This is a genomic window from Rufibacter sp. XAAS-G3-1, assembly GCF_013623775.1.
In the GTDB taxonomy this organism is placed as follows: domain Bacteria; phylum Bacteroidota; class Bacteroidia; order Cytophagales; family Hymenobacteraceae; genus Nibribacter.
This window is the reverse complement of record NZ_JABFAM010000012.1, coordinates 89,220-100,606: the sequence shown is the minus strand read 5'-3', so window position 1 is coordinate 100,606 and position 11,387 is coordinate 89,220. Positions and strand designations below refer to the sequence as shown.

Here is an 11,387-nt window from a genome sequence, read left to right as displayed (position 1 = left end):
AGGCCATCATTGTTGGTGTTCTCACCAACAATCAAAGCACAGGAGCTGTCCCGCTTGCTGGTGAGAACACACAGCAAGGGCAAGAATGCGTTGCGATTCCTTCACTAAACAGGTTCCATAAAACAGAAGAGGCACCCCACTGGGGCACCTCTTCTGTTTTATGGAAAACCAACTAGCGTTTAGGCTTGTTGCTGTTGCTGCAAACGGATCAGGTTAAGGGCGGCTCCTGCTTTGAACCACTCAATCTGACCTTGGTTGTAGGTATGGTTCGCCTCAAAAGTATAGGTAGTCCCATCTTGGTGCGTCAATCTCACCTGCAACGGAACACCTGGTGCAAAGGAAGTCAAGCCAAGTACGTCAATCACATCATTCTCTTCTATGCGGTCATAGTCTTCCTTGTTGGCGAAGGTAAGCGCTAGCATACCTTGTTTCTTCAGGTTGGTTTCGTGGATACGGGCGAAGGATTTCACCAATACCACTTTCACGCCCAAGTGACGGGGCTCCATGGCTGCGTGCTCACGGGAAGAGCCTTCGCCGTAGTTCTCATCACCAACCACAACAGAACCAACACCGGCTGCTTTGTAAGTACGGGCTACTTTTGGAACTTCATCGTAGCCTTCGCCTTGCACCAACAGGTTTTTAACTTTGTTGGCTTCCCCGTTGAAGGCATTGGTAGCCCCAATAAGCATGTTGTTGGAGATGTTATCTAAGTGACCACGGTATTTCAACCACGGGCCAGCCATGGAGATATGGTCGGTGGTACATTTGCCCTGGGCTTTGATCAATAGTCTTAAACCAGTTAAGTCTTGTCCGTTCCAAGGCTCAAAGGGCTCCAATAACTGCAGACGGTCTGAGGTTGGATCTACCACCACACTTACTTGGCTTGGATCGGCGGCCGGGGCCACGTACCCCGCATCTTCCACGTCAAAACCGTTCACCGGGAACTGGATACCGGTTGGTTCATCCAGTTTCACTTGCTCGCCGTTTTTGTTCGTGAGCGTGTCTGTTAGCGGGTTGAAGGTTAAATCACCGGCAATCGCGAACGCGGTCACTATCTCTGGCGAGGCCACAAACGCGTGGGTGTTTGGGTTACCGTCGTTCCGCTTCGCGAAGTTACGGTTGAACGAGGTGATGATAGAGTTTTTGCGCTTTGGATCATCGGTGTGACGCGCCCACTGCCCGATACAAGGGCCGCAAGCGTTGGCCAATACTACCCCGCCAATCTCAGCGAAGGTTCCTAAGATGCCATCGCGCTCAGCCGTATAGCGTACTACTTCAGACCCTGGGGTAATGGTGTATTCGGCATTCGCTACCAAGCCTTTGTCTACCGCTTGTCTGGCCACCGAAGCAGCGCGGGTAAGGTCTTCATAAGAAGAGTTGGTGCAAGAACCTATCAAACCTACTTCCAGTTTGGCGGGCCAGTTGTGCTCACGCACGGCAGCGGCAAACTGAGAAATTGGCCAGGCGGCATCTGGCGTGAACGGGCCGTTCACGTGCGGCTCCAGCTCACTCAGGTTGATTTCAATCAGTTGGTCATAGAACGCCTCTGGGTTGGCATACACCTCCTCATCGGCCCGCAGGTGTTCTGCTACCTGACTCGCCAACTCGGCAATCTCGCCCCGCTCAGTTCCTCTCAGGTAATCGGCCATGGTTTCATCATAGGCGAAAACCGAAGTGGTAGCTCCAATTTCGGCACCCATGTTACAGATGGTAGATTTACCGGAGCAAGAGATGTTGGCCGCTCCTTCACCAAAGTATTCCACAATGGCACCGGTACCACCTTTCACGGTCAAAATACCAGCCACTTTCAAAATAATATCTTTAGGGGCCGTCCAACCGTTCAATCTGCCGGTCAGTTTTACGCCAATGATCCTTGGGAATTTCAGTTCCCAGGCCATTCCGGCCATTACGTCTACGGCATCGGCTCCGCCCACCCCAATCGCGATCATCCCTAAACCACCCGCGTTTGGCGTGTGGGAGTCAGTACCAATCATCATGCCGCCGGGGAAAGCGTAGTTCTCAAATACCACGGTGTGAATAATACCCGCACCCGGCTTCCAGAACCCAATCCCATATTTATTGGATACAGAGGCCAGGAAATCATAGACCTCTTTGTTCTCTGAATAGGCGTCGGCCAAATCCTGGTCAGCACCCACGCGGGCCTGAATCAAGTGGTCACAGTGTACCGACGAGGGAACGGCCACCGTAGGACGACCAGCTTGCATGAACTGAAGCAAAGCCATCTGAGCCGTGGCATCCTGCATGGCAACGCGGTCTGGCGCGAAATCTACGTAGGATTTACCCCGCTCATACGCCTCCGTAGCGGAACCATTATATAAGTGGGCGTAAAGAATTTTCTCAGTCTGAGTTAAAGGCCGGCCAACTGCCGTACGTGCTGCCGCAATCCGGTCGCCCAGTTGCGCATACACCGCCTTGATCATGTCTACATCAAATGCCATAGATCTGCTTTGTATTATTTAGGTTCAGTGCTACTAACGTCGCGCACAAATGTCGCAAACAGAACACTTTTACACAAGTTTAAAAAATCCACCTTCTGCAAAGGACTTTAGTTATCTGTCATGCAAATTCAATGGGCACCGTACTTTTACGGTATGCACAAGATTTCCTTTTCCAGATATTCCATTTTCGCCTTGCTTTCAGTGTCATCGGGCTTTCAGGCCTGCTCCTCTACTCCCTCAGGTGAGTTGAGCGGGGGCTCTTGGCGCGGTATCATTGAGGTAAGTGGCCAGGAGATGCCGTTCAACTTCACGGTTTCTGAACAGGACGGAAAACAAGTTGTCTACCTTATTAACGGAGAAGAGAAAATTTTGATCAATGAAATTTCTCATTCCCAGGATAGTGTGCGGCTGCAGATGCATATTTTTGATGCGGCTCTCATTGCCAAAGTAGACGGAGACCAACTTTCTGGCCGCTGGGAGCGGAAAGACCAGGCCCGGCCCTACCGTTTGCCTTTTACGGCGGAGAAAGGGAAAACCGCCCGTTTTTCTGAAAACCCCGCCAAACCAACCCTAGACGTATCTGGCAAGTGGGAAGTGTCTTTCACGAACACGAAGACCGGAAAAACCTACCCGGCCATTGGCGAATTCGTGCAGAAAGGAAACGCGCTTTCTGGCACTTTCTTGACCAACACCGGCGATTACCGCTACCTGCAAGGCGAAGTGGACGGAAACAAACTGAAGCTTTCTGCCTTTAACGGAGCCCACGCGTTTCTTTTCAGCGCCACTGGCCAAGAAGACGGTACCCTGGCCGGGGATTTCTACCTGCCCCAAGCTGAACACGAAACCTGGACGGCCAAGCGCAACCCCAACTTTCAACTGGCCGCCGCCGAAACGCTCACTTACCTGAAACCGGGTTATGATCGCTTAGACTTCAGCTTCCCAGACGTGAACGGCAAAAAAGTCTCTCTCACAGACCCGCAGTTCAAAGGCAAAGTGGTGGTGGCGCAGATCTTCGGTTCCTGGTGCCCTAACTGCATGGATGAGACCAAGTTCCTGGCTCCTTGGTACGAAAAAAACAAAAGCCGCGGCGTGGAAGTGGTGGGGCTTGGCTATGAGGTTAGCCCCGAGTTTGACAAAGCCAAGGCCCGTATTGAAAAGATGCGCGACCGCCTGAATGTGCCTTATCCCTTATTAGTAAGCGGAACCAAAGACAAAGAACTGGTGGCCCAATCGCTCCCGGCGCTCAATCACGTGCTGTCCTTTCCTACCACCATCTTTATTGACAAACAAGGCAAAGTCCGCAAGATTCACACCGGTTTCTCCGGCCCCGGTACCGGCAAGTATTATGACGAGTTTGTGCAGGAGTTCAACAAGACAATTGATGAGTTGGTAGCGGAGAAGTAAAGGTTTGTAGTTCTTTAAAACAGAAGCGGCGCAGGTCTTGAGATTTACGCCACTTCTGTTTGGGGGCTGTTTTTGGGAAAGGAGGCTTAAAATAGAAGTAGCTTAATACATAAAACTTATTCAGCAGAGATGTTTAGCTTGAATAATTATCTTTTTTAGAACGATTAAAATACCGCAAAACTAATTGAGCATTATCTTTTTCAGTTCTTCCTCCTTTCGAAAAGGGTATGATATGATCCACTTCTGCATCTTCAATTGACAAAATCTTTTGTTTCGAAATACTGCAATATGGATTTGCAGCGAAAAGCTCCTCCTTCAGCGAGTATGGAAAATTTCTTTGTTGGTATCCTTTGTCTCCTATTATATTCTCCAACAATTCCATATAAATTTTAAACCTCTTTTTTACGTTATCGGTATCGGAAGTCTTATACCCAATTAACTCTTGGAATTTAGTATCAGTGATCATTAAGTCTAAAAGACCTTCTCTAATTGCGTCTGCGTTAGCTAAGATTGAGTTTTTGGAATAATTAACAAAACCTACCATTTGTAAATCAAATAAAGCCATATTGATTTGGGTAAGAGCCCATTTGCCTCCTGCAAACTCATTTCCAGGCAAGTATCTCCTGAAAGCATTATTACCAAATACAGTTTTAACAAGGTCGATACAATGTTCGAAACGATTCTTATACTCTTGGGCCTTTTCAGGAGTAAGATTTCTGTTGTCTCTTAATTCTTTATTACAGAATTGAATCATAGAGGATTTGTAATTTATATATGACTTTTCAGATAGTGCCAAAAACCTTAAAATCATTCCTCTATAAATCATTCTATTCTTAAAGTTATCTTTTTGCACAAGCGAATGAAATAATTTACTTTCACTTAGCTGCGCCAAAAGCTTTATATAATTTCCTCTATAGACTGTATTCCTAATTTCGTCTTCATTTAATTTTGTAGAACCGGTATTAAGCCTCTCAAATATCTCAAACTTAATATCTTCATTAGATTCCTTCTTTATGATAATTGAATGAAGGGTTGTAGTCTTTACTTTTGTTTGCTGATCTTTAGTAAGCTGTTCATATTTTTTCCTATTTAAATCTGTTAGAACTTTTAACCCACTTAATTTAAATTCATCTCCATTCGGAAATTTACCATCTAAAAATGAGACAAAGGATGTAAGACGCTGTTGCCCATCAATAACAGAAAAAGTACCATCCCTGTCTTCAGCTAAATATATTACAGGGATTGGAATATCTAAAAGGATAGATTCAATTAGCCTACTTGCTATTTGAACAGAGGCAACAAAATTTCTCTGGTATTCTGGTTGCAAATCAAGCTCCCCATCCTGTCTCATACTTAAGAACTCTCGAATTGAAAAATCTTTTGCTTGCCAAAGTATTTTCCTCTGTGATTGCTCTATTTCTAGTGCCTCGTCGTCTTGATTATAGTATTCCTCCGTTTCAGGAATCAAAGTAACCTTTAGATTATTTATTGTTTGCTGATAATCTTCCATGTTGCTAATTAGATAAGATTTTAGAATAAGTTTCAATATACGTTTTAAGCCTACTTTCTTAAAATCAGCCCAAAAACGGAAAGCTAATTACTTCTCCCGCTCAATAGTATAGCGAATCAGTTGCTCCAGCGAGTCACGGGAAGGGGAGGCGGGGAAGGTGTGCAGGAGCTGAAGGGCCTCGGCGTGGAGGTTGTTCATGCACTGAATGGAGTACTCCAAGCCACCTGACTTTTTTACGAAGTCAATGACCGCGTTGATTTTGTCGGCTTTGCCGTTGTTATTTTTGACGTTGTAGATGACGCGGCGTTTGGTGAGCCAGTCGGCTTGCTGAAGGGCGTAGATGAGGGGCAGCGTCATCTTCTTCTCTTTGATGTCAATGCCCACGGGCTTGCCAATTTCGGCGGTGCCGTAATCAAATAAATCGTCTTTAATCTGGAAAGCCAGCCCTACTTTCTCCCCGAACAAACGTGCCCGTTCTACCACCTCAACATCGGCACCCACGGAGGACACACCTACGGCGCAGCAGGAAGCAATGAGGGAGGCGGTTTTCTGCCGAATGATGTCAAAATACACGGCCTCGGTAATGTCCAGGCGGCGGGCTTTTTCCATCTGCAACAACTCGCCTTCGCTCATCTCGCGCACGGCGTTGCTCACAATCTTTAGTAACCCGAAATCATCATTATTGAGGGAAAGCAGCAGGCCTTTGGAAAGCAGGTAATCACCTACCAGCACGGCAATTTTGTTTTTCCAGAGGGCATTAACGGAGAAGAAACCGCGGCGGTAGTTGGAGTCGTCTACCACGTCGTCGTGCACCAGGGTGGCGGTGTGCAGCAGTTCAATGAGGGCAGCGCCCCGGTACGTGGCGTCCGGGATTTGCTCCTGAATGAGCTTGGCCATGAAGAAAACGAACATGGGGCGCATCTGCTTCCCCTTCCGTTTCACAATGTAGCCCATGATTTTATCCAGCAGCAGCACGTTTGATTGCATAGACTGACGGAATTTCTTTTCGAATTCCTGCATCTCTACGGCAATCGGGGCCTGTATCTGGTCTAAAGGGCTACTCATCTTGGTTCGCAATATTACGAGGATGCGCCCTCAGAACCAAACGCCGATTCTGGTTTTACTCTTAGAGCATGTTTAAACTTTGTCCTTCGTGCTGCAAATGGCCATAGCAAGAACCTGCGTTCGCGCTTTTCTCACCTTCGTAGCGCTGCTACGAGGCTCTAAAACCACTTCCGCAGAACCTTACTCTTACCATTTTCGCTTACGAATCCAAAATTTAAACATGCTCTTATTCCCGCATTACTTTCCTGCCTTTTTTAAGATATTTGCGCTTATGATACAACGGGCAGACTTTCTTCTCTCCTCCCCGCACGGCCGGGACTTCGCGGTAGATGCCAGATGGCTGGCAGACGGGCACCCCAAACCGGTGGTGGTGTTTGTGCATGGGTTCAAAGGGTTCAAGGATTGGGGCCATTTCAACCTGCTCGCCGACTATTTTGCCCGGCACGGGTTTGTGTTCGTGAAACTCAACCTTTCGCACAACGGCGTGGAACCAGACGGCACTGACCTCACCAATCTGGAAGCCTTCGGGAACAACAACTTCTGCATTGAGCTAGACGATGTAGGCACGCTGCTGGAGTATCTGAAAAACAGCCCGGCTGAGATTCCGGCGGAAGAACTCAACGCAGACTACATTTTCCTGATTGGCCACAGCCGGGGCGGCGGATTGGTGCTGTTGAAAGCCGCCGAAGCCGCCCACGTCACCGGCGTAGCCACGTGGTCGGCCATCAGTGACATAGACCAACGGTGGTCACCCGAGGTGATGGAACGCTGGAAACAGGACGGCGTGCAGTACATCTCCAACGTTCGCACCGGCCAACAGATGCCGCTGTATTACCAGTTGGCAGAGAATTTCCAGGCGAACAGAAACCGGTTAGACATTCCGAAGGCCGTAGAGAAACTAAGCATTCCGCTGCTCATTCTGCACGGCGAGAAAGACGAGACGCTGCCGGTACAGATGGCCCATGACCTGCACGCCCTCAATCCCTTCGCCGAATTGTACCTGCTCCCAGAAGGCGACCACTCCTTCGGCGGTCGCCATCCGTATGCCCAGCCCAAACTTCCGGCCTTGGCCAAAGCCGCGGCAGATAAAACCATCCACTTCTTCCAGCAAGCCCTGGAGCGTCTGTAATGCCAAAACTCTACGTATTGCTGGGCAGTAACCTGGGCGACCGGGTTTTCTATTTAACCGAAGCCACTACCCGTTTAGCGGCTGTTTTCGGGAAAACAGCCCTAAAATCAAAATTCTACGAAACCGCCGCCTGGGGCCTTACCAATCAACCTTCGTTTCTGAACCAAGTCCTGGTATTTGACACCAGTCTCTCGCCCAAGGTTGTGCTGGCCCTTACCCAACAGATTGAACAGGAACTGGGGCGCATCAGGAAAGAGCGTTGGGGGGCCAGGGTCATTGACATTGACTTGCTGTTTTATGGCCAAGAGATACTTGAAACCCCGCACCTGCATCTTCCCCATCCGCAGCTACATCTTCGGCGGTTCACGTTAACGCCCTTGGCTGAAGTAGCACCTGAATTTATTCATCCAGTTCTCCAGAAAACTATTGCAGAACTATTGGCAGAGTGCCCGGATGAACTGGAAGTGAAGGAGTTTAGTGAGTGAATGAGAGATTGAATGGTTGAGAGAATATGTCTATTTGGACATTTGAGGCTGATTTTAGAAAAAGAGGCGGGAAACGTCATTGGCACAGACGCTCGCAGGTCTGAAGACGCTGCGAGGTCTTTTGAGCAGGCGGTTTTGCGGAGGGAGGTGCTGTTGTAGAAATGCGTGTGACCGACAGGTGTAAACATCCCCCTTCGCCCCCCTTCAAAGGGGAGTATCTGTTTTAGAAGGCAGAAGTTTAGAAGCAGAAGTACTGAACTGACAGATATAGCTATTGCTACTTTCTCCTTTCCAGTCTTTCCTGAGCGTGCCTCGCTTTTGGCCATAGACAGGCATCAGCTAAGAGCGAATACCTTCTCAGGCCGAAAGGGCAGTGCGCGAGGGGAAGACGGGGCCTCGCGGCCGTGAGCGCACGGAGGGAAACCATGCAACAACCAAGCATATGGGCACCGCATCAAACAGCTACCACGCCAGCAAAAACAAAAGGCGTGCACAAAGCCCGCTTACTTTCTTACATCAAACTTCTGATACACCGAATTCTGACTCACATACTCCGGCACCAACTGTTTCATTTTCTTGATCACCTCCACGTTGTTTTGCGAGGTAAACAAATCAATGAGCACCTGAATCTCCTGGAGTACTTTTTCGCTGTGCGCGCTAGGCAGGTTGGCAAGTCTTATTTTAGGGTGCGCCGTGGTCTGCACCGATTCATTTTCGTGGAAAAGTTCTTCTTCCAGTTTCTCGCCGGGGCGCAGACCGGTATAAATCAGTTGAATGTCTTTGCCCAGGGTTAAGCCGGAGAGCTTGATCATTTTCTTGGCCAAGTCTACAATCTTGATGGAATCGCCCATGTCAAAAATGTAGATTTCGCCACCGGTTCCCATGGCAGCGGCCTCCAATACCAACTGGCAGGCTTCCCTGATGGACATGAAGAAACGGGAAATATCTGGGTGGGTCACGGTTAAAGGGCCGCCCTCCTCCATTTGCTTCCGAAAACGGGGGATAACCGAGCCGGTGCTGCCCAACACATTCCCGAAACGTGTGGTGATAAAACGGGTGCGTTTGTTTCCAGAATCGCGGAGGTAATGATCCATGGCCTGCACGTACATTTCGCAGAGCCTTTTAGAAGCACCCATCACGCTGGTGGGGTTCACCGCTTTGTCCGTGGAAAGAAGCACGAACTTCTGGGTCTGGTATTTCACGGCCAAGTCTGCCAGTATTTTAGTGCCCGCTATGTTGGTGTTCAGCGACTCAGTCGGGTTCTCTTCCATCACGGGTACGTGCTTGTACGCGGCGCAATGGAACACCATCTCCGGACGGAAACTTCTGAACACCGCATCCATTCTGGCTTGGTTGCAGATATCCCCCAGCACCACCTCAAAGTTCAGCTTCACGTAGAGTTCCGTCAGTTCCAGCTCCATGTCATACAAGGAAGACTCGGCCTGATCTAACAGAATGAGTTGTTTGGGCTTGAATTTAATGAGTTGCCGCACCAGTTCGCTGCCAATGGAGCCCGCCGCCCCGGTGACCAGAATGGTTCGGTTCTGGAGTTCACGGTGCAACAAGGGAGAATCAATCTCTTCAGAGGGGCGGCCTAACACATCTTCAATGCGTACTTCCCTGATCTGTTTAAAGCTGAGTTCGCCGTTGATCCATTTATAGACGGGCGGCACTACCAGCACCTGCACACCCGCATTCAGACACGCATCCACCAGCTGCCTTCTTCTGGCAATAGGAAGCTGCTGCACCGCCACAATAAGCAAATCAATGTGCAAATTGGTAAGCTGATTGACCAAGTCCTGGGCCGGGCGTTGAATGGGAACCCCGTTGATGACCAGATTCTGTTTGCGGGCATCATCGTCCAGAAAGGAAACGAAATGGTAGTAGGTTCCCATGTCCTGCTGCAGCGTTTCCAGGGTGATGCTCCCTACCTCACCGGCCCCGAAAATCACGACGTTCACCTTGTGGGAACTGGCATGGCTCCACTCATAGTGCACAATCTTAGTCCAGCCCCTAAACAGAGACAGGGCCAGAATGCAGCCCAGATAATCAATCAGGAGAACCGAGATGGGAATAAAATTCTGGAACCCGAAGACTTTGTTGTACACCAGCTGCGCCATAACCAACAGGAAAGAACTGGCGGTAAGGGCAAGAAACAATTTGCGGAGGTCTTCCAGGCTGGTGTAGCGGAGAATGCCGGCGTAGGTTCTGCCGTAATAAAAGGCGGCGGCCCGCACGGCCAGCACAATCGGCAGCATCTGGGTCACCGACAGCTCGGTGTACTTTCTCAGGTCGAAATTAAAGCGCAGCAGGTACGCGATAAAAAAAGACAGGGCACATAAACAGATATCTATCCCAAACACCAGTTGTCTGGGCATTTTCTGTTTGAATAACTGCTGCATGTGCCCCATCTACAAAAGGTGCTTACTAACTAAATTTGTTCCGGCGTTCTGTTTAGCTTACCTGCCCTACTTCGGCGGTTTTGTCTATCTTTTTCACCAAGCCCTGTAGCACTTTGCCGGGCCCACACTCCATGAACAGCGTGGCTCCGTCGGCAAGCATCTGCTGCACAGACTGCGTCCAGCGCACGGGGGCGGTCAACTGCTTGATGAGGTTCTGCTGAATTTCCTGCGGGTCAAGGTGCGGTCTAGCATCTACGTTTTGGTACACCGGACAGATTCCTTTCCGGAACTTTGTATTCATAATCGCCTCCTCCAACTCGGCCTCCGCCGATTTCATCAACGGCGAATGGAACGCCCCGCCTACCGGAAGCACCAAAGCCCGCTTGGCCCCGGCTGCCTTCATGCGCTCGCAAGCTTCTTCTACCCCGGCTACAGACCCCGAGATCACCAATTGACCAGGGCAGTTGTAATTGGCCGCTACCACCACCTCAGGAATCTCCGCGCAGATTTGCTCTACTTTTTCGTCTTCCAAGCCTAAAATGGCCGCCATGGTAGAAGGCTGTTCTTCGCAGGCCGCCTGCATGGCCAAGGCTCTTTTAGACACCAACCGTAGCGCATCTTCAAAAGCCAGCACTTTGTTTGCTACCAAGGCAGAGAATTCTCCCAGAGAGTGTCCGGCTACCATCTCCGGGGTAAAATCTTCGGCCACCGCCGCCTGAATCACCGAGTGCAGGAAGATAGCCGGTTGCGTGACTTTGGTTTCTTTTAACTGTTCTTCCGTTCCGGAGAACATGATGTCTGTGATGCGGAACCCCAGAATCTCATTGGCTCTTTCAAAAAGGTCTTTGGCCGCCTGGTGTTGCTCATACAGGTCTTTGCCCATTCCTACAAACTGAGCGCCCTGGCCCGGAAAAACATATGCTTTCATGCGTT

Annotated in this window: 8 protein-coding genes; 3 read left to right on the top strand and 5 right to left on the bottom strand. The window is 49.5% G+C overall.

The genetic code is table 11. The features are described 5' to 3' along the window. Positions 1-179 precede the first annotated feature (179 nt). Complete coding sequence (locus tag HHO50_RS14785) at positions 180-2,459, bottom strand: aconitate hydratase (protein ID WP_181306841.1); 2,280 nt, start codon at positions 2,457-2,459, stop codon at positions 180-182. A gap of 153 nt (positions 2,460-2,612) precedes the next feature. Between HHO50_RS14785 and HHO50_RS14780 the strand changes: the two genes are divergently transcribed. Then, a complete protein-coding gene (locus HHO50_RS14780; protein WP_181306840.1) occupies positions 2,613-3,863 on the top strand; it encodes a peroxiredoxin in 1,251 nt (416 codons plus the stop codon). A gap of 133 nt (positions 3,864-3,996) precedes the next feature. On the opposite strand, the gene HHO50_RS14775 is transcribed toward HHO50_RS14780, so the two are convergent. Together HHO50_RS14775 and HHO50_RS14770 are read right to left on the bottom strand one after the other, a co-directional pair. Continuing rightward, positions 3,997-5,373 carry a DUF262 domain-containing protein gene (locus HHO50_RS14775; protein WP_181306839.1) on the bottom strand — a complete coding sequence of 459 codons (1,377 nt, stop codon included), beginning with the start codon at positions 5,371-5,373 and terminating at the stop codon, positions 3,997-3,999. 87 nt (positions 5,374-5,460) lie between these two features. After that, positions 5,461-6,438 (bottom strand): polyprenyl synthetase family protein, encoded by a 978-nt coding sequence (locus HHO50_RS14770; RefSeq protein ID WP_181306838.1) that lies wholly within the window; start codon positions 6,436-6,438, stop codon positions 5,461-5,463. Positions 6,439-6,709: 271 nt separating this feature from the next. On the opposite strand from HHO50_RS14770, the gene HHO50_RS14765 reads away from it, so the two are divergent. Next, positions 6,710-7,567, top strand: a complete 858-nt coding sequence (locus tag HHO50_RS14765; protein ID WP_181306837.1) for a S9 family peptidase — start codon at positions 6,710-6,712, stop codon at positions 7,565-7,567. Then, entirely contained in the window at positions 7,567-8,052 is a 486-nt protein-coding gene (gene folK, locus HHO50_RS14760) for a 2-amino-4-hydroxy-6-hydroxymethyldihydropteridine diphosphokinase (RefSeq protein ID WP_181306836.1), read from the top strand. The genes HHO50_RS14765 and folK overlap by 1 nt, the downstream gene beginning before the upstream one ends. Before the next feature lie 503 nt (positions 8,053-8,555). Here the strand turns inward: folK and HHO50_RS14755 are convergent. Then, on the bottom strand, positions 8,556-10,454 hold the full coding sequence (locus HHO50_RS14755) for a nucleoside-diphosphate sugar epimerase/dehydratase (RefSeq protein ID WP_181306835.1): 1,899 nt from the start codon (positions 10,452-10,454) through the stop codon (positions 8,556-8,558). Positions 10,455-10,506: 52 nt separating this feature from the next. Then, positions 10,507-11,382, bottom strand: coding sequence for an ACP S-malonyltransferase (gene fabD, locus HHO50_RS14750; protein ID WP_181306834.1), 876 nt, complete (start codon positions 11,380-11,382; stop codon positions 10,507-10,509). Between the last annotated feature and the right edge of the window lie 5 nt (positions 11,383-11,387).

Bases quoted from the DNA above. Each gene is read 5' to 3' on its own strand.
- HHO50_RS14765 (WP_181306837.1), top strand. From the start codon at position 6,710: ATGATACAACGGGCAGACTTTCTTCTCTCCTCCCCGCACGGCCGGGAC.
- fabD (WP_181306834.1), bottom strand. From the start codon at position 11,382: ATGAAAGCATATGTTTTTCCGGGCCAGGGCGCTCAGTTTGTAGGAATG.
- folK (WP_181306836.1), top strand. From the start codon at position 7,567: ATGCCAAAACTCTACGTATTGCTGGGCAGTAACCTGGGCGACCGGGTT.
- HHO50_RS14770 (WP_181306838.1), bottom strand. From the start codon at position 6,438: ATGAGTAGCCCTTTAGACCAGATACAGGCCCCGATTGCCGTAGAGATG.
- HHO50_RS14775 (WP_181306839.1), bottom strand. From the start codon at position 5,373: ATGGAAGATTATCAGCAAACAATAAATAATCTAAAGGTTACTTTGATT.
- HHO50_RS14755 (WP_181306835.1), bottom strand. From the start codon at position 10,454: ATGCAGCAGTTATTCAAACAGAAAATGCCCAGACAACTGGTGTTTGGG.
- HHO50_RS14780 (WP_181306840.1), top strand. From the start codon at position 2,613: ATGCACAAGATTTCCTTTTCCAGATATTCCATTTTCGCCTTGCTTTCA.
- HHO50_RS14785 (WP_181306841.1), bottom strand. From the start codon at position 2,459: ATGGCATTTGATGTAGACATGATCAAGGCGGTGTATGCGCAACTGGGC.